This is a genomic window from Pseudomonas sp. OIL-1 (genome assembly GCF_010669185.1).
Classification (GTDB): Bacteria; Pseudomonadota; Gammaproteobacteria; order Pseudomonadales; family Pseudomonadaceae; genus Halopseudomonas; species Halopseudomonas profundi.
In genome coordinates this window covers 1,895,276-1,918,821 of record NZ_CP048629.1, presented here as the reverse complement: position 1 = coordinate 1,918,821, position 23,546 = coordinate 1,895,276, and the positions used below count along the sequence as shown (strand labels likewise).

Annotated in this window: 17 protein-coding genes; 5 read left to right on the top strand and 12 right to left on the bottom strand. The window is 58.8% G+C overall.

The genetic code is table 11. The features are described from left to right. The first annotated feature begins 110 nt into the window (after nucleotides 1-110). Genes G3M63_RS08970 through G3M63_RS08950 form a run of 5 tightly spaced genes read left to right on the top strand, consistent with a single transcriptional unit; the run spans nucleotide 111 to nucleotide 5,645 of the window. Entirely contained in the window at nucleotides 111-1,619 is a 1,509-nt protein-coding gene (locus G3M63_RS08970; protein WP_163982721.1) for a CoA-acylating methylmalonate-semialdehyde dehydrogenase, read from the top strand. A gap of 48 nt (nucleotides 1,620-1,667) precedes the next feature. Next, nucleotides 1,668-2,441, top strand: a complete 774-nt coding sequence (locus tag G3M63_RS08965; protein ID WP_163982719.1) for an enoyl-CoA hydratase — start codon at nucleotides 1,668-1,670, stop codon at nucleotides 2,439-2,441. A 51-nt stretch (nucleotides 2,442-2,492) separates the two neighbouring features. After that, a complete protein-coding gene (gene mmsB / locus G3M63_RS08960) occupies nucleotides 2,493-3,386 on the top strand; it encodes a 3-hydroxyisobutyrate dehydrogenase (protein ID WP_163982717.1) in 894 nt (297 codons plus the stop codon). Next, on the top strand, nucleotides 3,379-4,467 hold the full coding sequence (locus G3M63_RS08955; protein ID WP_163982715.1) for an enoyl-CoA hydratase/isomerase family protein: 1,089 nt from the start codon (nucleotides 3,379-3,381) through the stop codon (nucleotides 4,465-4,467). Before mmsB ends, G3M63_RS08955 begins: the two co-directional genes overlap by 8 nt. A 26-nt stretch (nucleotides 4,468-4,493) precedes the next feature. Then, on the top strand, nucleotides 4,494-5,645 hold the full coding sequence (locus tag G3M63_RS08950; protein WP_163982713.1) for an acyl-CoA dehydrogenase family protein: 1,152 nt from the start codon (nucleotides 4,494-4,496) through the stop codon (nucleotides 5,643-5,645). Nucleotides 5,646-5,748: 103 nt separating this feature from the next. Here the strand turns inward: G3M63_RS08950 and G3M63_RS08945 are convergent, their stop codons facing one another. The 12 genes from G3M63_RS08945 to dnaE all read right to left on the bottom strand — a co-directional run bounded on the left by G3M63_RS08945 (nucleotide 5,749) and on the right by dnaE (nucleotide 22,729). Continuing rightward, nucleotides 5,749-5,961: a hypothetical protein gene (locus tag G3M63_RS08945; protein WP_150300708.1), complete on the bottom strand. Its 213-nt coding sequence runs from the start codon at nucleotides 5,959-5,961 to the stop codon at nucleotides 5,749-5,751. Nucleotides 5,962-6,004: 43 nt separating this feature from the next. Further along, the gene (locus tag G3M63_RS08940) at nucleotides 6,005-9,079 is read right to left on the bottom strand and encodes an error-prone DNA polymerase (protein ID WP_163982711.1); all 3,075 of its coding nucleotides are present in this window, start codon (nucleotides 9,077-9,079) and stop codon (nucleotides 6,005-6,007) included. Next, nucleotides 9,076-10,491: a DNA polymerase Y family protein gene (locus G3M63_RS08935; RefSeq protein ID WP_163982710.1), complete on the bottom strand. Its 1,416-nt coding sequence runs from the start codon at nucleotides 10,489-10,491 to the stop codon at nucleotides 9,076-9,078. Before G3M63_RS08935 ends, G3M63_RS08940 begins: the two co-directional genes overlap by 4 nt. 9 nt (nucleotides 10,492-10,500) lie before the next feature. Next, on the bottom strand, nucleotides 10,501-11,118 hold the full coding sequence (gene imuA / locus G3M63_RS08930) for a translesion DNA synthesis-associated protein ImuA (RefSeq protein ID WP_150300705.1): 618 nt from the start codon (nucleotides 11,116-11,118) through the stop codon (nucleotides 10,501-10,503). 551 nt (nucleotides 11,119-11,669) lie between these two features. After that, complete coding sequence (gene ispD, locus G3M63_RS08925; RefSeq protein WP_163982708.1) at nucleotides 11,670-12,371, bottom strand: 2-C-methyl-D-erythritol 4-phosphate cytidylyltransferase; 702 nt, start codon at nucleotides 12,369-12,371, stop codon at nucleotides 11,670-11,672. Further along, nucleotides 12,372-12,644 (bottom strand): cell division protein FtsB, encoded by a 273-nt coding sequence (gene ftsB, locus G3M63_RS08920; protein WP_223825022.1) that lies wholly within the window; start codon nucleotides 12,642-12,644, stop codon nucleotides 12,372-12,374. 156 nt (nucleotides 12,645-12,800) lie between these two features. Beyond that, a complete protein-coding gene (eno, locus tag G3M63_RS08915) occupies nucleotides 12,801-14,090 on the bottom strand; it encodes a phosphopyruvate hydratase (protein WP_150300853.1) in 1,290 nt (429 codons plus the stop codon). Between the two features lie 57 nt (nucleotides 14,091-14,147). Further along, complete coding sequence (kdsA, locus tag G3M63_RS08910; RefSeq protein ID WP_163982707.1) at nucleotides 14,148-14,993, bottom strand: 3-deoxy-8-phosphooctulonate synthase; 846 nt, start codon at nucleotides 14,991-14,993, stop codon at nucleotides 14,148-14,150. 9 nt (nucleotides 14,994-15,002) lie between these two features. Then, nucleotides 15,003-16,640 (bottom strand): CTP synthase, encoded by a 1,638-nt coding sequence (locus G3M63_RS08905; RefSeq protein WP_150300702.1) that lies wholly within the window; start codon nucleotides 16,638-16,640, stop codon nucleotides 15,003-15,005. A 161-nt stretch (nucleotides 16,641-16,801) separates the two neighbouring features. Beyond that, nucleotides 16,802-18,142, bottom strand: a complete 1,341-nt coding sequence (gene tilS / locus G3M63_RS08900) for a tRNA lysidine(34) synthetase TilS (protein WP_163982705.1) — start codon at nucleotides 18,140-18,142, stop codon at nucleotides 16,802-16,804. A 2-nt stretch (nucleotides 18,143-18,144) separates the two neighbouring features. Next, a complete protein-coding gene (gene accA / locus G3M63_RS08895; protein WP_163982703.1) occupies nucleotides 18,145-19,101 on the bottom strand; it encodes an acetyl-CoA carboxylase carboxyl transferase subunit alpha in 957 nt (318 codons plus the stop codon). Nucleotides 19,102-19,204: 103 nt separating this feature from the next. Beyond that, a complete protein-coding gene (gene dnaE / locus G3M63_RS08890) occupies nucleotides 19,205-22,729 on the bottom strand; it encodes a DNA polymerase III subunit alpha (protein ID WP_163982701.1) in 3,525 nt (1,174 codons plus the stop codon). Between the last annotated feature and the right edge of the window lie 817 nt (nucleotides 22,730-23,546).

Below are 23,546 nucleotides of genomic sequence, written 5' to 3'. Positions count from 1 at the left end.
AACGCAGATCCATGTTGCGGATGAGCCAATTGTTTAATGTAAAAACGCACTGCTACTATCCAGTACGACCTTCCAAACGACAAGGCCCATACGGCCCAAGGCAGAAACACATGACCACCACGAATGTCCCTACCGTCAAGCTGTTGATCAACGGCGAATTTGTCGAATCGAGAACCGACCAGTGGCGCGAAGTGATCAACCCCGCGACCCAGCAAGTGCTGGCCCGTGTGCCCTTCGCCACCGCGGACGAAATCAATGCCGCAGTCGCCGGCGCCAAGGAAGCATTCAAGACCTGGCGCAAGACACCCATCGGTGCCCGGGCGCGGAGCTTCCTCAAATATCAGCAGCTGATCCGCGAGAACATGAAAGAGCTGGCCGCCATTCTCACCGCCGAGCAGGGCAAGACGTTGGCCGATGCTGAAGGCGATGTGTTCCGTGGCCTGGAAGTGGTCGAGCACGCTTCAGCCGTGGGTAATCTGCAGCTTGGTGAACTGGCCAACAACGTGGCTGGCGGTGTGGATACCTATACCCTGCTGCAACCGCTGGGCGTCTGTGCCGGCATCACGCCGTTCAACTTCCCGGCGATGATCCCGCTGTGGATGTTTCCCATGGCTATCGCCACCGGAAATACCTTTGTGCTCAAGCCCTCCGAGCAGGATCCGATGGTCACCATGCGCCTGGCAGAACTGGCGTTGGAAGCGGGCATACCGCCGGGCGTGCTGAACGTGATCCATGGCGGCGTCGACGCAGTGAACGCAGTCTGTGATCACCCGGACATCAAGGCCGTCTCCTTTGTCGGCTCAACCCATGTCGGCACTCACGTATATAACCGTTCCAGCCAGGCCGGCAAGCGCGTGCAGTGCATGATGGGCGCCAAGAACCACGCCATCGTCATGCCCGATGCCAACAAGGAGCAGACCCTGAACAATCTGGTCGGCGCTGCCTTCGGTGCTGCCGGTCAGCGCTGTATGGCCCTGCCGGTCATCATCCTGGTGGGCGAAGCCCGTAACTGGTTGCCTGAACTGGCGCGCAAGGCGCAGACGCTGAAGGTCAGTGCCGGCGTGGAGCCAGGCACAGATGTCGGCCCGGTGATTTCCACCGCGGCACTGGAGCGGGTTAACGGTCTGATTCAGAAAGGTGTGGATCAGGGTGCTGAACTGGTGCTGGATGGACGCAACCCTACCGTGCCGGGTTATGAAGACGGCAACTTTGTCGGTCCGACCATCCTCGCTGGCGTCAAGCCGGGCATGGCCGTGTATGACGAGGAAATCTTCGGGCCAGTGCTAAACGTGATGCAGGCCGATAGCCTGGACGAGGCCATCGAGATCATCAATGCCAATCCCAATGGCAACGGCACCGCTATCTTTACGCGCTCCGGCGGCATCGCCCGCCGCTTCCAGGAGGATATCGACGTTGGCCAGGTAGGCATCAACGTGCCGATCCCCGTGCCGGTCCCGCTGTTCTCCTTCAGCGGTTCACGTGGCTCCAAGCTGGGAGATCTCGGTCCTTACGGCAAGCAGGTGATCATGTTCTACACCCAGACCAAGACCGTCACCGCACGCTGGTTCGATGATGACGAGCAGGCAGCTGCGGTCAACACCACCATCACCCTGAAATGATCCATGCGGGCCGGCAGCAATGTCGGCCCGCATTGTTGGAGTAGTCCTATGAGTTTTGAAACCTTGCTGGTTGAAGTTCGTGACCGCGTCGGCCTGATAACCCTGAACCGCCCCCAGGCATTGAATGCCTTGAATACGCAAGTACTGGACGAGCTTAACCAGGCGCTGGACCAGTTCGAGAATGATCCGATGATTGGCTGCATGGTATTGACTGGGTCCAGCAAGGCCTTCGCCGCCGGTGCCGACATCAAGCAGATGGTCGATCTGCAATATCCCCAGGTATACCTGGACGACTTCTTCTCCCCCGCCGACCGCATCGCCAATCGGCGCAAGCCGCTGATCGCTGCGGTGGCCGGTTATGCCCTGGGTGGCGGCTGCGAACTGGCAATGATCTGTGACTTCATCTACGCAGCGGACAATGCACGATTTGGCCAGCCGGAGATCAACCTGGGCGTATTACCCGGCATCGGCGGAACCCAGCGCCTGACCCGTGCCCTGGGCAAGGCCAAGGCGATGGAGATGTGCATGACCGGTCGCCAGATGGACGCCGAAGAGGCCGAGCGTGCCGGTCTGGTGGCGCGGATCATTCCAGCTGATCAACTTCTGGAAGAAACGCTGAAGACCGCGCAGGTTATCGCAGCCAAATCCTTGCCTAGCGTGATGATGACCAAGGAATGCGTCAACCGCGTGTTCGAGACCAGCCTCAGCGAAGGTGTGCGTTTCGAGCGCCGGGTATTCCACTCCATCTTCGCCACGGCCGACCAGACGGAAGGCATGCAGGCCTTTGTCGAGAAGCGCAAACCGAACTTTAAGAACAATTGAGGAAACGCCGGGCAACATTGGCGGGCCGACAACAATAACGAGGTAACGTGCATGAAAATCGGATTTCTTGGTCTAGGTAATATGGGCGGGCCAATGGCTCACAATCTCATCAAGGCCGGCCATCAGCTGACCGTGTTCGATCTGTCCCAGACGGCAGTCAGCAGTCTTGTGGACGCTGGGGCCAGCGCTGCGCAAAGTATCGCCACGCTGGCCCAGAGCGATGTCGAACTCATTATCACCATGCTCCCCGCAGCCCAGCACGTGAAATCCGTTTACCTGGGTGAGGAAGGCTTGCTGGCCAACGTTGCGCCGGCGGTACGCCTGATCGACAGCTCAACCATCGATCCGATGAGCGCCCGCGAAGTTGCCACCGCCGCAGAAAAAAATGGCAACCGCATGATTGATGCACCAGTGTCCGGCGGTACTGGTGGTGCTACGGCAGGTACCCTGACCTTCATGGTGGGCGGCGAGCAGACTGATTTCGATGCAGCCCTGCCGGTATTGCAGGCAATGGGCAAGAACATCGTTCACTGTGGCCCGGCGGGCAACGGACAGGTGGCCAAGGTCGCCAATAACATGTTGCTGGCGATCTCCATGATCGGGACCGCCGAGGCCATGAATCTGGGCGTATCCCTGGGCATGGATCCCAAGGTGCTGGCGGGCATCATCAATACTTCAAGCGGTCGCTGCTGGAGCTCTGATACCTATAACCCCTACCCGGGTGTACTGGATAGCGCGCCGGCATCGCGGGGCTATACCGGCGGTTTTGGTAGCGATCTGATGCTCAAGGACCTCGGCCTGGCCACCGAGGCGGCCAAGCAGGCGCGCCAACCAGTCATCCTCGGCGGTCTGGCCCAGCAGCTTTACCAGACGTTCAGCAGCCAGGGTAATGGCGGGTTGGACTTCTCCGCGATCATCAAGCTGTATGGAGCCCGGAATGACTGATCTGCAGCAAACTGTATTGGCCGAGGTGCAGAACCAGGTCGGCCATCTGATACTCAATCGCCCTGCGGGCCTCAATGCGCTGACGCTCGAGATGATTCGGCTCCTGCAGCAGCAGCTGGACGCATGGCGCGAGGATGACAGTATCAAGGCCGTGGTTTTGCGGGCGAATGGCGAGAAAGCCTTTTGCGCCGGTGGTGACATTCGCGCCCTATACGACAGCTTCAAGGCCGGTGACGGCATGTATACCACCTTCTTCGAAGAGGAATACGCGCTGGATCAGAGTATTCACGGTTACTCGAAACCTATCCTGGCACTGATGGACGGTTTCGTTCTCGGTGGCGGCATGGGTCTGGTGCAGGGCGCTTCACACCGGGTCATAACTGAAAGCGTACGCATGGGTATGCCTGAAACCGGCATAGGCTATTTCCCTGATGTGGGCGGAAGCTATTTTCTGTCCCGCCTGCCCGGAGAGCTGGGAGCCTACCTGGGCGTCACCGGCACGCAGATTCGGGCGGCTGATGCGCTCTTCACCGGACTTGCGGATTTCTGTCTGGGTAAGGATCTGATATCTGAACTGCATTCTTCGCTGAACGGCACCACCTGGTCAGATAACCCAGGGCAAGACCTGACGGATATCCTCAAGACCCTGGCTTCCAGCGCGATGATCGGATCTGAACTCAAGGCCATCCAGCACACTATTGATCGTCACTTTGCTCATGATTCACTGGCAGACATCCGCCAGTCGCTGACGACGGAAGAATGTGAGGCCTATCAGGATTGGGCGGAAAAGACTGCTGCAGTGATTGATAGCCGCTCACCGCTGGCGATGAGCGTCACGCTGGAGATGATCCGCCGTGGTCGCGAACTGGATCTGGCAGACTGCTTCGCCATGGAGCTGCATCTGGATCGCCAATGGTTTGCCAAGGGCGACATCATGGAAGGTGTGCGAGCGCTGATCATCGATAAGGACAAGTCTCCACGCTGGAATCCGCCGACTCTCGCGGGAGTCAGCGCTGAACAGGTAGACGAATTCTTTGAAGGGTTTGCGCCTAGCTCCACCGCCAGTCGCCGCCAGGCCTGAGCCGGCCGCACAAGGGAATCGATACAATGCATGACATTGAACTGAATGAAGACCAGCGCATGGTCCGTGACATGGCCCGCCAGTTTGCGCAAAGCGAACTGGCGCCGCGTGCCGCCGAATGGGACAAGGCCGGCTGGATCGATGACGCTGTGGTGCGTCAGATGGGTGAGCTGGGGCTACTGGGGATGGTGGTGCCGGAAGAATGGGGCGGGAGCTACACTGATTACGCCGCTTACGCCCTGGCCGTGGAAGAAATTTCAGCAGGCTGCGGCGCAACGGGCGCCATTATGAGCATTCATAACTCCGTGGGGTGTGGACCGCTTCTCAAGTTCGGTACGCCGGATCAGCAGCAAACCTGGCTGCCTTCTCTCGCGGCGGGTCAGACGATTGGTTGTTTCTGTTTGACCGAACCCCAGGCCGGCTCCGAAGCGCACAACTTACGGACCCGAGCGGTCCTGGAAAATGGCGAATGGGTGATCAACGGCGCCAAGCAGTTTGTCAGCAATGCCAAGCGCGCGGGTCTGGCGATCGTTTTTGCCGTGACTGACCCTGAACTCGGCAAGAAAGGCCTCTCCGCCTTCCTGGTGCCCACCGACAACCCTGGTTTCAGGATCGAGCGCATGGAACACAAGATGGGCATCCGCGGTTCGGATACCTGCGCCGTGAGCCTGGATAATTGTCGTATCCCCGAAGCCAACATGTTGGGCCAGCGCGGCAAAGGGCTGGCCATTGCCTTGTCCAATCTGGAGGGAGGCCGCATCGGCATTGCTGCGCAGGCCCTGGGCATTGCCCGTGCCGCCTTTGAGGCCGCACTGACCTACGCGCGGGAGCGCAGCCAGTTCGGCGTGGCGCTGACAGAGCATCAAAGCATCGCCAATATGCTTGCGGACATGCATATGAAGCTGAATGCAGCGCGGCTGATGATCCTGCATGCGGCACGTTTGCGCAGCGCCGGTGAGCCCTGTCTGTCCGAAGCCTCCCAGGCCAAGCTGTTTGCCAGCGAAATGGCGGAAGAGGTGTGCTCCAAAGCGATACAGATTCATGGCGGTTACGGTTATCTGGAGGACTACCCCGTCGAGCGGCTTTATCGTGATGCACGGATTACGCAGATTTATGAAGGCACCAGCGAGATACAGCGCTTGCTGATTGCACGGGAGCTGCGCCAGTATTCCCTTTAGTCTCAAAGCTGCTCGGACGTTCGGGCAGCAACCTTTTGAAAAGTAAAAAAGACAAATTTGTTTGGTTTTGTGTGGATTTTGTACGCTGCCCGTACTAATGTATTCACATACCAATATGCCTCGCACGCGATACGCGAAAGGCAAATACAAAAACAACAATGTAGGGCTTGCTCATGAAATCTGATCTGATGAGTTCGTTTTCAGTAGCTGTGTTATCTGGCGTTCTTCTTGTCGCACTCAGCGTCGGCGCGCTGCACAGCAGTGCAAAAATGAATCCTGAAAATTCGATAGCATATACATGCAGCATCTCCTGCACATTGAACCCTGCTCATTGGTTTTAGTTTGCAATGTGTCGCAGCTTAGTGAAAATCCCGGCTGCGCACATCCAGGCCATCCAGCATCGGGGTGAGATCCGTCAGATGATGGGCGATGACGTGAATCACCCCCTTTTCCGTTTCCAGTCGGCCTTTGACCTGCATCAGCCTTGAACCAACCAGTTCCCTGCGTTGCCGCTCGCCCAGATCATGCCAGACCACTACATTGATCATGCCGTACTCATCTTCCAGGGTAACGAAGATCACGCCGCTGGCCGTGCCCGGCTTTTGCCTGCCGGTTACCAACCCTGCAACGACTACGGGCCGCCCATGCTCCATCTTTTTCATCTCCCTCGAGGAACGGCATCGCCTGTTTTTCAACTGTCTGCGCAGCAAGCTCAAGGGATGTGGGCCCAGGGTCGTACCTGTGGTGGCGTAATCGGCATGAATGTCTTCACCGACCTGAGGCAATGGCAATACGACCCCCTTCTCTTCTGTGGCGGGCTGCCCTGCAAACAGGGGTAATTGCGGCTCAACGCCGGCAACCGCCCAGCGTGCCTTGTGTCTGTGACCAGCCAGGCCGCGCAGCGCGCCCGCGTCAGCCAGCAATTCACGTGCGCGATTGTCGAGACGGCAGCGCTGGATCAGATCCGTGGTATCCGTGAAGACTCTAGCAGTGCGAGCGCAGGTAATGCGCTGAGCATCCTCTTCGCGAAAACCGCGCACCATACGCAGCCCCAGTCGTATCGCCAGTTCACCTCCCCGCCCCGGTTCGAGGGTGCAGTCCCATTCGCTGAAACGGGCATCCACAGGGAGAGTCTCGATGTCATGACGCCGCGCATCCTGGAGCAGCTGATCCGGACTGTAAAAACCCATGGGCCAGCTGTTGATCAGTGCGCAGATAAAGGCCGCCGGCTCATGGCACTTCAACCAGCAGCTGGCATAGGTCAACAGGGCAAAGCTGGCTGCATGGGATTCCGGGAAGCCGTAGTTTCCGAATCCTTTGATCTGCTCAAAGATGCGCTCGGCGAACTCCCGCGTATAACCGCGCGCAAGCATGCCTTCGGTCAGGCGTTTCTGATGCGGTTCCAGACCACCCAGGCGTTTCCAGGCTGCCATGGAACGGCGCAGCTGGTCTGCCTCGCCGGGGGTATATCCCGCCGCCACGATAGCCAGCTCCATCACCTGTTCCTGAAACAGCGGCACGCCGAGTGTGCGTTCGAATACCTGGCGCAACGCCTCGGAGGGATAGGTTACCGGTTCCTCGCCGTTTCGCCGGCGCAGATAGGGATGCACCATATCGCCGACGATCGGGCCGGGGCGAACAATTGCCACTTCAATGACCAGATCGTAAAAGGTTCTGGGTTTGAGTCGCGGCAGCATGGCCATCTGGGCCCGCGATTCGATCTGGAATACCCCGACGGTATCGGCCCGGCTGATCATCTCGTAGGTAGCCGTATCCTCGGCAGGGATGGTCGCCAGGGTCAGATCCCGTCCGCGATGCAGGCGTAGCAGATCGAAGGCCCTTCGCAGCGCGCTGAGCATGCCCAGGGCCAGAATATCCACCTTGAGCAAACCAACCGCATCCAGATCGTCCTTGTCCCACTGGATGATGGTGCGGTCATCCATGGCGGCATTTTCAACCGGTACCAGTGTTTCCAGCGGCTGTTCGGAAATAACGAAACCGCCAGGATGCTGGGACAGATGCCGTGGGAAGCCGACAAGCTCGCGCGTCAGAGTCAGCACTCTGTGCAACACAGGATTAGCCGGATCAAAACCGGCCTCGCGCAGCCGCTCCCCGGAGGGCACCTTACTGCTCCACTTGCCGCAACAATCAGCCAATGCGCTTATCTGATCGGGCGGTAGACCCAGTGCCTTGGCTACATCCCGTATAGCCCCGGCGCCGCGATAGGAGGAGGCCACCGCCGTGAGTGCAGCGCGGCGGCGCCCATAGCGATTGAATACGTACTGGATGACTTCTTCGCGCCGATCGTGCTCGAAATCCACGTCGATATCCGGCGGCTCGTTGCGTTCCCTGGATATGAACCGCTCGAACAACATGTTCATGCGAGACGGATCGATTTCTGTAATACCCAGCGCAAAACAGACGGCCGAGTTGGCAGCGGAGCCGCGACCCTGACAGAGAATATGGCGACTACGGGCGAAACGAACGATGTCGTGCACCGTCAGGAAATAACTTTCGTAGTGCATTTCAGTAATCAGTTCGAGCTCTGCCTCGATCTGTTGCAGTACCTTATCCGGCGCCCCCGCGGGCCAGCGCCAACGTATGCCCTCCTCGGTCAACGTGCGCAACCAGGAGGCGGCGGTCTGGCCCTCCGGGACTAGCTCACGTGGATACTGATAACGCAGCTGACCAAGGTCGAAGGTGCAGCGCTCGGCAATCCGCAGCGTCTCGGCTAACAACGCAGCGGGATACAGCTCGGATAACACCGGTGGCGAGCGCAGATGCCGCTCGCCATTGGGAAACAGATGTTGCCCGGCGTCGGCGACGGTGCAGTGATGACGGATGGCAGTCATGGTGTCCTGCAGTGCGCGACGCCCGCGGGCGTGCATATGCACATCCCCTGTTGCCACGGCAGGTATATTCAGAGACTCGGCGAGAGCCAGCAATTGATCCAGCCGCCTGGCATCATCCGGACCGCGATGCAATTCAACGGCTAGCCACAACCGATCGGCAAAGTGCTGTTTCAGCCAGCGTCCCATTTCCGGGTCCGGTTGTTGTTCAGGTATCCAAAGCGCCAGCAGCCCGGTAAGCGATTCATCAAAATCACTTCTCTGGAGCCTGTATTCGCCCTTGGCCGCGCGCCGCCGGGCAACAGTGACAAGCCGGCAGAGGTTCTGGTAGCCGATCAGGTTTTCCGCCAAGAGCACCAGTTTGGGGCCTGCTTCGACACGCATCTCACTGCCGACTATGAGCGGGACGCCCGTCTGCCGTGCGGCCTGCCAGGCACGAACGATGCCAGCCAGCGTGCATTCATCAGTAATCGCCAGCGCTCGATAGCCATGCGCCCTGGCCCGTTCGAATAACTCCAGCGCACTGGAGGCCCCGCGCTGGAAGCTGAAGTTGGACAGGCAGTGCAGCTCTGCATATCCAGTCATGCGAACCACCCATGCAGCATCAATGGTCCAGAATCGCCCACCGGCCGGTAGGCCCAGGCCAGTTGACCGGATTGAGTCCTCAGAAGGTAATAATCCCTGCGGATATCCCCGCCATCCCACCATCCGGACTCGATGCGCTCAGGCCCGGCCAGAATCTGGCTTCCAGCGAATTCTGATATAACCGGCTCGTCCAAGAGCCAGGCGGGACGCAGCCGCTGGTTTGTTGGGGAAGCAACCTGAGCAATTTCATTACTGGTTTGCCATGCCCGTTCAGGTCGGTGGTCAGCCTGTATATGCAGCCCCGTTACAGCGTCATCCCCAAGCCGGGCGCGCAGGCGTTCACGCAGCTGCTCCCAGGGCAGTGATTGGTGCGCTCGTTCGGAGAAAAGCTCACGGCGCTCAGGTACAAACACCGGGAGATCCCGCGCAATCAGCCGCAGCGCCAGAACCGGTTCTGGCAACTGCACCTGTTCCAGCCGACCGCGTACCAGTTCAAACAACATGGTCGCTTCACGTTCGGTGTTCAGCAGTCCGATGGGTAGCAGTGTGTCCTCGCGATCACGATGCTCCATGTGCAGGGTAAAACGCTGCACGCCACTGTCTCGCCCCGCCAGATAGGCGGCCAGATCGGCCGTCAAGCGACGCAAGGGAAATAACAAGGCCTGGTGGGATTCCACCTCAAAATTCAATTCGATACGGCTGTCGAAGTAATCCGGGGGTGCATAACATGCAAGCGCTAGCTGCCGGGCCCCCAGCAAGGTATCGATATGCATGAGCACTTCCTTGCTGAAGCGCCGTGCGATGCTGTCCCGCGGCAATCGCAAAATCTGCTCCAGATTTCTTATGCCCATACGCGAGAAAGCGATGGCAGCGCTGCGCTCCAACCCGAGACGATCGACCGGATGCTGAGCAAGCATTTTTTGTAGCTGCGCCTCATCCACAGCCAGGCCATCATGGCAATTAACCAACGCCCGCGCCGCCGCGGCATTGGGCGCAACCACAATCCGGTGTTGGAAGCCCAGCTCCGTCAACTCCTTGCGCAGCAGCGACTCAAAGCGTGGCCAGGGACCAAACAGGCTGTAACTGGATTGCACCTCCATCAACACAGCGCGCGGATAATGCAGACTCACATGCGAACTGAAGCGATAGGCCCATGCGGCAAGGAATTGATGCCAGCGTTCAATCTCGGCCGGCTCGTATTCCGCCATGGCAAACGTGTTGGTTATGGCCTGGGCTGCGGTCAAAGATTGACCGGGGCGCAAGCCAAGCTCGCGGGCGGCAGAGTTCATGGTTTGCAGCACGCGGCGCTGGGTCGGGCCGCTCAACAATACCAGCGGCGCGTCCGAATCAGCGCGTGTCCGAAGAACAGCGTCTAAAGCCAGTTGCGGGAAGAGAATACAAGCCCAGCGCATAATGAATTTTCAATGCCACGCGACGAAGGGAAGCGGGGCCGCTGGCGCGATACCGCCCCGGCACTTGAGAACGCGTAGTTGGCTGGTCGCCGATTCAAGCAACAGACGCAGCGCGGCGGGGGAAGGATTCACCGCTTCTTCGGCCGGACGGTAGGCAAAGGCAAGGGTTTGCCCTGTTTCAGCAGCAACCTGTAACCGCCGCATGGATCGATCATCTGCACGTTGCGGCCAACACAACACTGCGCCATTGCATCCTGTTCGCAGACACTGCTCGGCTGCCCAAAGCGCTTCGGCACCCTGTGCATTCACGATCATCAAATGGCGCAGATCTATTCCTGCGGCGTGCCAGGCCGGTGCAAAGGGCACATGGGGTGGCGCCACCAGCACCACTGTTTCCCCCGCCTGGGTCAATCGCGCCAGTGTCGGCCACAACAGCCGCAACTCACCTGTCCCCTCAGCCTGAAGCAGGATTTCACTCAACGCAGCCAGGGGCCAGCCGCCGGAGGGCAACATTGCATCCAGCCCGGCATTGCCGGTCGGATACCCGCTACGGGGCGTGCTGGTGTGCCGGCCTTTCCATATCCGGCGTTGATCCAGCAGGGCATCCAGTGCAACGACAGCGCCCATCAGTCCGCTCCGCGCATCGTATGAGAGCGCATCAGGTCAGGAATGAAATGAGGAATCAAGCGAAGCATACAGGCCACCTTTTTACTGTATAGATATACAGCATATTCAGATCAAAACGACTGGTCAATTTGTATTCGTGGAAGTGGATGAGTGGTCCAGAAACTAGTAACTATGGGCCATCTTGGAGACGCTGACGGATTCGCTGTGTCGAGTTCGAACGCAGTCCGAGGCGCTCGAAAACTCCAGGAAAACCGTAAATTGACGACCCTGACTCCACTCTGAGAGCGCCATCTGGGGGTGTCGTGCGCCTGAGCGACGCATTGATGTTAGAGATCAACGCGCAGAAGACGTCACGAATCGTTGTCGTCGAGTAGGCGCGGCCCCAGGACTCGACAACTCCAGGGGCAGACCCGGTCTATCCCGTAGCGGCGCTACCTGGGGGTGTCGTGCGCCTGCGCGACGCATTGATGTTAGAGATCAACGCAGAAGTCGTGACGAATCGTTCGTCGTCGAGTCCGAACACGGCCCGAGGCGCTCGACAACCCCGGGAATTAGTCAGTGGCTGGCATACTTCCAGCAAGCCAATCCAGGTCTTCGGGGCGGGTGACCTTGATATTGTCAGCACGGCCCTCGACCAGCAGCGGTGCCTGACCCGCCCACTCCATTGCAGACGCCTCATCGGTGATGGAGGCACCGGCACCCAGCGCACCGGACAAAGCGTTACGCAGCGCTTCAAGACGAAACATTTGCGGCGTATAGGCCTGCCAGAACAGTGCGCGATCCGGCGTGGCGGTTACCCGTCCATCTGCGCCAGCCAGCTTGAGGGTATCTCGTACCGGCACGGCCAACAGACCGCCCACCGCATCGTCCGCAAGCGTTTCCAATAGCTTGTACAAGTCACTGTCGGCCAGATTGGGGCGGGCCGCATCATGCACCAGCACCCAATCCTCCGACTTTGCACCCTGGGCAACCAAGGCTTCCAATCCATTCAATACCGAATCGGCGCGCTCCCGCCCGCCAGCAGCGGTACGAATCCGCACGTCTTGGGCGCAGGGCAGTTCAGGCCAGTAAGGATCATTTTCAGCCAGGCTGACGACCAGACCTCGCAAACCGGGCTGATTCAGGAAGCAATCAAGGGTATGTTCAATCAGGCTGCGACCAGCCAGGGGAAGATACTGCTTGGGGCGGTCCGCCTGCATACGCGATCCGATACCGGCAGCGGGGATGACGACCCAGAAGGGTAAAACATTCATTTATTCGGAGCTCAGCTGATACAGCGTCTCACCGTCGCGAATCATGCCAAGCTCTTTCCTGGCACGTTCCTCAATGGTTTCCAGACCCTGTTTGAGCTCGATTACCTCGGCGGTCAGCACGCGATTGCGCTCCAGCAGCTGCTCGTTCTCACGTTTCTGCTCGGCGATCTGTTGGCTGAGCTGAGTCACATGCGCCAGGCTGCCCTCGCCTACCCACAAGCGATATTGCAGGCCAGCCAGCATTACCAGAGCAATTACCCAGAGCCACTTCACGTGTTATCGCCTCCAATGGCGTTACCTATTCTGCGCCGATTGCCAGCCTATCAACCGGCCAGCACCAGCACCAGTCCCTACTCCATGTACCAGAGCCAGAAACGACGAGGCGCTGAACAATGCCAGCGCCTGTCAGGTTTCGTCAATAATCAGCAATCAGCCACGAAACTCGGCACGGCCCTTATACGGAGCAGAACCGTCCAGCTGCTCTTCAATACGCAGCAACTGGTTGTACTTGGAAACGCGATCGGAGCGGCACAACGAACCGGTCTTGATCTGGCCAGCCGCAGTACCCACTGCCAGATCGGCAATGGTGTGATCTTCCGTCTCACCGCTACGGTGAGAGATGACCGCGGTGTAACCGGCAGCCTTGGCCATCTGGATGGCTTCCAGCGTTTCGGTCAGCGAGCCGATCTGGTTGAACTTGATCAAAATCGAGTTACCGATGCTTTTGTCGATGCCTTCCTTGAGGATCTTGGTGTTGGTTACGAACAGATCGTCACCGACCAGCTGAACCTTGGCACCGATCTTGTCGGTCAGGACTTTCCAGCCGTCCCAATCGGACTCATCCATGCCATCTTCAATGGAGATGATCGGATAACGTTCAGTCAGGCCTGCCAGATAATCAGCAAAACCGGCGGCATCAAACACCTGGCCTTCGCCAGCCAGATCGTATTTGCCGTCCTTGTAGAATTCGCTTGAAGCGCAGTCCAGCGCCAGAGTGACGTCGTCACCCAGTGTGTATCCGGCATTCGCGACTGCTTCGGCGATTGCGCCGAGCGCGTCTTCGTTGGAACTCAGGTTCGGTGCGAAACCGCCCTCATCACCCACCGAGGTGCTCAGTCCGCGCGCCTTCAGAACGGCTTTCAGGTGATGGAAAATCTCTGCGCCCATACGCAGGGCGTCAGCAAAGGTCTTGGCGCCAACCGGCTGGACCATGAATTCCTGAATGTCGACGTTGTTGTCAGCATGCTCACCGCCATTGATGATGTTCATCATCGGGACCGGCATGCTGTACTGACCGGGGGTGCCGTTCAGGTCTGCGATATGTGCATACAGCGGCACGCCCTTGGACTGTGCTGCTGCCTTGGCGGCCGCCAGGGACACAGCGAGAATGGCGTTGGCGCCCAGGTTGGCCTTGTTCTCGGTTCCATCAAGGTCAATCATGGCTCGGTCCAGACCCGCTTGATCTTCAACGTCGCGACCGACCAGTAACTCACGAATAGGGCCATTGATATTGGCAACTGCCTTGAGCACGCCCTTGCCCATATAGCGGCTCTTGTCGCCATCACGCAGTTCCAGCGCTTCACGGGAACCGGTCGAAGCTCCGGAAGGCGCACAGGCGCTACCGATGATATTTCCGTCCAGGATGACATCTGCTTCTACAGTCGGGTTGCCGCGCGAATCCAGAACTTCACGACCCTTGATATCAATGATTTTCGCCATCTTTGCTACGTGCTCCATTTAATCGTCCGAGAATAGATCAGCTACTACGCGACAAGTTCAAGCGGTCTCCAGCACCGCAAAGCTTTTGACCAGATCATCAAGCTGCTTGAGTTGCGAAAGGAAAGGTTCGAGCTTGTCCAGGCGCAGAGCGCATGGGCCATCGCACTTGGCGTTATCGGGATCCGGATGGGCTTCCAGAAACAGCCCAGCCAGGCCCTGGCTCATGCCCGCCTTGGCCAGATCAGTCACCTGACCGCGCCGTCCGCCGGCAGAATCACTACGTCCGCCTGGCATCTGCAACGCATGGGTCACATCGAAAAACACCGGGTAGCCCATCTGCTTCATGATGCCGAAGCCGAGCATATCCACGACCAGATTGTTGTAACCGAAGCTGGAGCCCCGCTCACATAGAATCAACCGATCGTTGCCGGCCTCCTCACACTTGGTGAGGATGTGCTTCATTTCCGCCGGCGCGAGGAACTGCGCTTTCTTGATATTGATAACGGCTTTGGTCTCAGCCATAGCCACCACCAGATCAGTTTGCCGCGACAGGAAAGCCGGCAGCTGGATGATGTCGCAGACTTCAGCCACCGGTGCAGCCTGATGCGGCTCATGAACGTCAGTAATCACCGGCACGTTGAAGGTATGCTTGATCTCCTCGAAGATCTTCAGCCCCTCTTCCATGCCCGGGCCGCGGAAGGAGTTGATCGAGGAGCGGTTGGCCTTGTCGAAGCTGGCCTTGAATACGTAGGGAATGCCCAGCTTGCTGGTCACCTCTACGTAGGTCTCGCAAATTCGCATCGCCAGATCGCGGGACTCGAGAACATTCATGCCCCCGAACAGCACGAAAGGTTTGTCGTTGGCGATATCGATGTTGCCGACCTGGATTGTCTTCTGGGTCATCGGTATTCCTCAGGCGTTAGCCTTGCTCGCCTTCTGTGCCAGGGCTGCATTGACGAAGCCGCTGAACAAGGGGTGACCATAACGGGGAGTGGAAGTGAATTCCGGGTGGAACTGGCATGCCACGAACCACGGATGATCGCCCACCTCGATAACTTCAACCAGCGCGCCATCGACTGACCGACCGGTAACTTTCAGACCGCCCGCCTGCAAATCGGGCAACAGGTTGTTGTTGACCTCATAACGGTGGCGGTGGCGTTCGACAATCACATCCTTGCCATAGCATTCATGGGCACGCGAGCCAGGCTCCAGCGCACAATCCTGACCGCCGAGGCGCATGGTACCGCCCAGATCAGAGCCTTCATCCCGCAACTGTTTGTCACCGCTAGCGGTCTGCCACTCGGTAATCAGACCCACCACCGGATGGGTGCTGGTCTTGTCAAATTCGGTCGAGTTGGCGTCGTTCCAGCCAAGAATATGCCGCGCATACTCGATGACCGCCACCTGCATGCCCAGGCAAATGCCGAGATACGGAATCTTGTTCTCACGGGCGTAGCGCACGGTCTCGATCTTGCCCTCAACGCCGCGCTGACCGAAGCCGCCCGGCACCAGAATGGCATCCACATCCTCGAGCAGCGAAGTGCCCTTGAGTTCGATGTCTTCTGAGTCGATGTAGCGCAGGTTGACCTTGGTCCTGCTTTGGATGCCGGCGTGGCTGATGGCTTCTATCAGCGACTTGTAGGCTTCCAGCAGTTCCATGTACTTGCCGACCATGGCGATGGTAACTTCCTGATCCGGATACAGCTTGGCATCGACCACGCGGTCCCATTCGGACAGATCAGCCTGCCCACATTCCAGGCCAAAGCGTTCCACAACAAAATCGTCCAGGCCCTGCGCATGCAGGGCGGAAGGAATACGGTAAATACTGTCCAGATCTTCCAGACCAATAACCGCACGCTCTTCCACATTGGTGAACAGCGCAATCTTGCGGCGAGAGGACAGATCGATCGGGTGATCGGAGCGGCAGATCAGCACATCCGGTTGCAAGCCAATGGAGCGCAATTCCTTTACCGAGTGCTGGGTGGGCTTGGTCTTGGTCTCACCGGCGGTAGCGATATAAGGGACCAGCGTCAGGTGCATGAGCATGGCGCGCTTGGCACCCACCTCGATACGCAGCTGGCGGATCGCCTCAAGGAACGGCTGGGACTCGATATCACCCACGGTACCGCCGATTTCCACCATGGCTACATCGGCATCGCCGGCGCCCTTGATGATGCGGTCCTTGATCTCGTCAGTAATATGCGGAATAACCTGAATCGTCGCGCCCAGATAATCACCGCGGCGCTCCTTGCGCAGCACGTGCTCATATACACGGCCAGCGGTAAAGTTGTTGGCGCGGGTCATGGTCGCATTGATGAAGCGCTCATAATGGCCCAGGTCGAGATCAGTCTCGGCGCCATCATGGGTGACAAAAACCTCACCGTGCTGGAAGGGGCTCATGGTGCCCGGATCCACGTTGATATAGGGATCGAGCTTGAGCATGGTGACCTTCAGTCCCCGCGCTTCAAGGATCGCCGCCAGCGATGCCGAGGCGATGCCCTTACCCAATGAAGATACAACACCACCCGTGACGAAGATGTAGCGCGTCATGAAAAACCCGTAGATTGAACAGTTAGGCGGTCGCGACCGCAGGGAATCGAAGGGAGACCAAAGTCTCGTCAAGATGGGAAGTCAGGATACCAGACGCCCCCGGTTTGCTCAATCCGAAAGCGCCTGCACTGGCCAGGTCCGGACCTTCGCAAAGCCGTACTTCAAGGTAGCAAGGATTGCGCGCCTGGCTGCCACTCGATCCGCCAGCCAGGCTGCTCGTTGCCAGCGCTGAACGCCTCGGCATTCCAGCGCCCGGCCACCGATACCAGCTCGCCGTCGCAAAACAGTAGCGGCACAGCGGGCCGCAACCAGCCGGGAATGCCCGCCTCCTGAAACAACCGCTTGAGCGTCCGGTGAGGCCGTCCCGCCAGCTTGAGCCGTTCCCCGCCCTGGCGATAACCGATCTGCCAATTACCCGGACGGTAGCTGATTCCGCCCTGGGCCTGCCGCATGCATAACACACCGTTACCACCGGCGAGTACCGTATTGCCGAACGCCACCAACGGCTGCGGCACGCCAGCGGCGATACCCTTTGCTGATTGCAGCCACAGGTGTCCGGCGGAGCGACACAGCTGATAGTCGTCGATCTGCACGACCGGCTGGCTGTCCTCTGCTGCACCCAACTGATCCAGCACGACCTCGGATTGTCGGTGATCCGGCATGCGTCTGCCCTGTTGGTGCAACCAATAACGCAGCAGATTGTTCTGCCGGGCAGCGGACAGCGTGAGCAGCACTGCAACCCGTAATGCCGGCCAGGGCTGTAGCCATGGATCCTGACTGACTGCCTCAGCTCGCTCAAAATCCTGCGCGGCCCGTTCGTCAAGCAGGCTGGTGGCCTCCTCCACATGCTCAATCAAACGCAGCAGACTGCTGTCTACCATCGGCCAGTGCTGACGCAGTACGGGCAATATCTGATGACGTAAGGTAGTGCGGGCAAACCGCGCGTCGGCATTGGCCGGGTCTTCAATCCAGCGCAGCCCTTGCTCCTCGGCCCAAGTCTCGAGTTCGTTCCGGCGCCAGCCAAGCAGCGGCCGGAACAGTTGACCGCTACCTAACTGGCGGCTGGCGGGCATACCGGATAGCCCGCGCAGACCCGTGCCACGTACGAGACGGAATAAGAGTGTTTCCAGCTGATCATCGAGATGATGCGCCAGCAACAGCACATCTTCCGGCCCGATAAGCGATGCGAAAGCCTGATAGCGCGCATCTCGCGCAGCAGCTTCAATACTCGCGCCCGGCTCGAGCTGTACGTGTTTGATGTGCAGTGGGATATTGCGCAATACGCACTGCTGCTCACAATGCTCGGCCCATTTGTCTGCAAGCGGATGCAGACCATGGTGCACGTGAACGGCAACCACAGGCGGCAGCTGGCAGGTCTTGCCGAGCTGCGCCAGCGCCTCAAGCAACACCATCGAGTCCAGACCGCCAGAAAGCCCCAGCCACCAGACCGGAGCTTGCGCGCAGTGCGCCAGGTGTTCGTGCAGCGCCTGCGGGGTGAACATGATTACTTGATGCCGAAGGCCATCAGACGATCATATCGGCTATCCAGCAACGCCTCAGCGGAATAGTTGTCCAGTGCAGCCAGTTCAGACAGCAGTTGCGCCTTGATCCGCGTTGCCATTTCCTCCGGCTGGCGATGCGCGCCACCCAACGGCTCAGGGATCAGATTATCAACCAGACCCAGCTCCTTCAGACGCGCAGCGGTGATGCCCATCGCTTCGGCGGCCTCAGCAGCCTTCTCGGACTTCTTCCACAGAATCGATGCACAACCCTCGGGCGAAATCACCGAATACGTCGAATACTGCAGCATCATCAGCCGATCACAGACGCCAATCGCCAATGCGCCGCCTGATCCGCCTTCGCCAATCACCGTGGAGATGATGGGCGTCTTCAGACGAGACATGATCTGCAGGTTCCAGGCGATCGCCTCACTTTGGCCGCGCTCTTCTGCATCGATCCCCGGATAGGCACCGGGCGTATCGATAAATGTGAGAATCGGCATCTTGAAGCGTTCTGCCAGCTGCATCAGACGGCACGCCTTGCGATAGCCTTCGGGCTTGGGCATGCCGAAGTTGCGTCGAACCTTCTCTTTTACGGCGCGGCCTTTCTGGTGTCCGATAACCATGACCGGACGGCCTTCCAGACGCGCCATACCGCCGACAATTGCTGCATCATCAGCGAAATGACGGTCGCCGTGCATTTCTTCGAAATCGGTAAAGATGTGCTGAATATAATCCAGCGTATAAGGACGCTGCGGGTGCCGCGCCATCTGCGCGACCTGCCAGCTGGACAGATTGGAGAAGATGCTCTCGGTGAGAGACTTGCTCTTGTCCTGGAGCCGGGTAATTTCATCGGTGATATTCAGCGAATTATCGCTGCCCACCAATCTCAATTCTTCGATCTTTGCCTGCAGATCGGCGATGGGATGTTCAAATTCAAGGTAATTCTGACTTTTGCTCATAGGCGTACATCATCCGCGTGGCCCATGCTGGGCATTCGATTTTTTGCGTTACCTTACGGGAATGCCTGACCTGCGTCGAGCAGGCCGGCGGCCGAGGTCGCGGTTATCTGTAGTGCAAGGAGACGCTGTCTTTTCCGAGCTGGTCACGCAGGCTCTGGACCAAGTCGTCTGCGGGTTCAACTTTCCACTCGTCCCCGAGTTTGAGCAGCGCCGCAGCGTCGGGACGCTGAAAATCAATCGTGACCGCGCAACCGCCCTTGTGCTTTTGTAACAACCCTGCCAGCTGCGACAAGCAGTCAGGGCCGTGTCGCTGGGTGTTCATCCTGATCCGGACGCTGTCCAGCAGACTCGTGCGCGCGTCTTCCAGACTCATCACCCGCTTGGCGCGCATGCGCAGGCCACCGGAGAAATCATCCTGGGCGACCTCCCCCTCCACTACCAGCAAGGCATCCTTCTGCAACAAGGACTGGGCCGCCTGGAAGGCGTCCGCAAACAGCGACACCTCGATACGCGCGGAACGGTCGTCCAGCGTCACGAAGCCGACCTTATCGCCGCGCTTGCTTTTCATTACCCGCAGATCAAATACCAGCCCTGCAATGGTCTGACTCTCCCGGGAGGGTTTAAGGTCAATAATCCGTTGCCGGGCAAAGCGACGTACTTCCTTTTCATACTCGTCGATCGGGTGCCCGGTCAGATACAGACCGAGTGTTTCCTTTTCCCCGCGCAGGCGCTCCTTGAAACTCCACTCGCGAACACGGCGGTAATTCTCGAACACGTCACGCTCAGCGGAAGGCCCGAGCAATTCGCCGAACAGGTCGTCATGACCGCTGTCCGCGCTCTTGGCGGTCTGTTCCGCTGCGGCCATCGCCTCTTCCATGGCCGCAGACAGCGCGGCCCGGTTGCGATCCACCTGCTTGAGATAGGCAGCCTGTTCGGTATCGAAGAAGGGGCCCATCGAATCCAGCGCGCCACTGCGCACCAGCGCTTCCATTACGCGTTTGTTGATCCGTTTCAGATCCACCCGCGCACAGAAGTCGAACAGATCGGTGAAGGGACCGCCGGCGCGGCGCGTCTGGACGATGGTTTCCACCGGCCCTTCGCCCACGCCCTTGATCGCGCCGAGCCCGTAAACCACAGCGCCGGATTCATCGACGGTGAATTTGTAGTCGGAGAGGTTCACATCCGGCGCCTTAACCTGCAGCCTCATGCTGCGGCACTCTTCAATCAGCGTGACGACCTTGTCGGTGTTGTGCATATCCGCCGACAACACTGCTGCCATGAAGGCCGCCGGATGATGCGCCTTGAGCCAGGCGGTCTGATAAGAGACCAGACCATAAGCCGCCGAATGCGACTTGTTGAACCCGTAGCCGGCAAACTTCTCTACCAGGTCAAAGATGTTGCCCGCAAGGTCCGCATCGATACCGTTGTTCTCGCAGCCTTCAAGGAAGATAGCCCGCTGCTTGGCCATCTCCTCGGGCTTTTTCTTGCCCATGGCACGGCGCAGCATGTCGGCGCCGCCAAGGGTATAACCCGCCATCACCTGGGCAATCTGCATCACCTGTTCCTGATACAGGATGATGCCGTAGGTAGGCTTCAGTACCGGCTCGAGGCCCGCATACTGATAATTCGGGTGTGGGTAGGAGACGATTTCGCGTCCGTGCTTGCGGTTGATGAAGTCATCAACCATGCCCGATTGCAGCGGACCGGGGCGGAACAACGCCACCAGGGCGATCAGGTCTTCCAGACAGTCCGGCTTGAGCTTCTTGATCAGCTCCTTCATGCCGCGCGATTCAAGCTGGAAGACCGCCGTCGTCTCGGCCTTCTGCAGCATGTGGTAGGTCGGCGCATCATCCAGCGGGATGAAGTCGATATTGAGCGGCTCCAGCCCGTTCTTCGCCTGCTCGCGGTTGATGGTTTCCATCGCCCAGTCGATGATCGTCAGGGTACGCAGGCCGAGGAAGTCGAACTTCACCAGACCAGCGGCTTCCACGTCATCCTTGTCGAACTGGGTGACCAGACCCGCACCGGCTTCATCACAATACAAGGGCGCGAAATCGGTCAGCTTGGTCGGTGCGATTACCACGCCCCCGGCGTGCTTGCCGACGTTACGGGTAATACCCTCCAGTTTGCGCGCCATGTCCCAGATTTCCTGGGCTTCCTCATCGGCCGCCAGAAACTCGCGCAGAATCTCTTCCTGATCGAAGGCCTTGGCCAGGGTCATCCCGACTTCGAAGGGGATCATCTTCGACAACTTATCGGCCAGCCCGTAGGACTTGCCCTGCACCCGCGCCACGTCCCGCACCACGGCTTTGGCCGCCATGGTGCCGAATGTGATGATCTGGGATACCGCGTCCCGGCCATAGGTCTCTGCCACATAGTCGATGACGCGGTCGCGTCCCTCCATGCAGAAGTCGATATCGAAGTCGGGCATGGACACCCGCTCGGGATTCAGGAAGCGTTCGAACAGCAGGTCATAGGCGAGCGGGTCAAGATCGGTGATCAACAGCGCGTAAGCCACCAGCGAGCCCGCCCCCGACCCCCGGCCAGGCCCAACCGGCACGCCATTGCCCTTGGCCCACTTGATGAAGTCCATCACGATCAGGAAGTAACCGGGAAAGCCCATCTGGTTGATGATGTCGAGCTCGAAATTCAGTCGATCCACGTACACCTGGCGGCGCGCATCATAATCAGGCGTGTCCGGCGGGAGGATGACCTTGAGGCGTTCATCCAGTCCTTCGAAGGACACCTGACGAAAGTATTCTTCGATGGTCAGGCCTTCGGGAATCGGGAATTCCGGAAGAAAGTAGGTGCCCAGCTGGACGTCGATGTTGCAGCGCTTGGCGATTTCAACACTGTTTTCCAGGGCTTCCGGAATATCCGAGAACAACTCGGCCATTTCTTCCGGCGTCTTCAGGTACTGCTCTTCGCTGTACTGGCGGACCCGGCGCGGATCATCCAGCGCCCGCCCTTCACCGATACACACCCGCGTTTCGTGGGCTTCGTAATCCTCGCGCTTGAGGAAGCGCACGTCATTGGTGGCAACGACCGGACAGTCCAGCCGCGTGGCCAGCGCAACGGCGGCGTGCACATGCTCTTCGTCATTGCGACGACTGGTGCGCTGCAGTTCAAGATAGAAACGCCCGGGAAACACGTCCATCCAGTAGCTGAGCAACTCATCGGCTTCATGGGGATTGTTGGATAACAAGGCCTGTCCGATCTCGCCTTCCTTTGCACCTGACAGCGCAATAACGCCTTCACTGGCTTCGGCTATCCATTCCCGGCGAATGGTAACCAGACCGTTTTTCTGCCCTTCGGTATAGCCACGGGAGATCAGTTCGGTGAGATTGCGGTAGCCAGGGCGGTCCATTGACAGCAGGGTCATCCGGGTCAGGCTGCTTTCGTCATCCCGGCCAACCAACCAGATATCCACGCCCGAGATCGGCTTGATGCCCGCGCCCATGGAAGCCTTGTAGAATTTCACCAGGCTGCACATGTTGTTCTGGTCGGTAACCGCCACAGCCGGCATACCACCCTCGCCCACCGCCTTGATTAACGGTTTGATCTTGACCAGGCCGTCCACGAGGGAATATTCACTGTGGACACGCAGATGGACGAAGGAGAAGCTCATTGATGATCCTGTTTCAGATGCGAACGGCAAGGAAGCGATTGTAACGGCGGGGGGCGAATCGAGCCAGCGACCTTGGGTTTGGTTTGTCGATCGATGTTCTGAAGGAGTGCTTGGGGAGCCAGTGGCAAATCGCCCGCGTCAGCTCACCCCGGATTTGCAACAGAACCAGACTCACCTGTTTTGCGGTCGCGTGAAGATGCGCACTGATATCGGGAGCGAGCCGCCCACCGGCTGCCAGGATTGCGCAAGACACCGTAAACCCATCCATGGGGGCTTGGTGAAAACATCCCTGTTTTCAACACTTGCTCCATCCTGACAGCCAGCAGGCTCGGTCGAGCATCGACGTGATGCAGAAAAGATAAAAGCTGATTTGTATGTGTCATCAGACGACTCGCATTCTTACTGCGGAGCGAGGCGACAGGGCCGCGATGACCGTGCGATGACAGGGATGTCATTGACGAGCTTACAGGGACGTACTTGCAGCGTGTCAGCGCGGCCTTGTCACTCCGCGGATGCAAACCCCTGATTTGCACATATCATCTGTTTGCGGTCGCGCGAAGAGGTGCACTGGTATTAGGAGCGAGCCGCCCACCGGCTGCCAGGATTGCGCAAGACGCCGTAAACCCATCCATGGGGGCTTGGTGAAAACATCCCTGTTTTCAAACACTTGCTCCATCCTGACAGCCAGCAGGCTCGGTCGAGCATCGGCGTGATGCGGAGAATAAACCTGGTTTGGGGTGTGCCATCCGGCAATTCAAATGTTAATGCGAAGCGAGGTGACAGGGCTGAGTCGACCGTCCGATGGCAGGGATGCCAT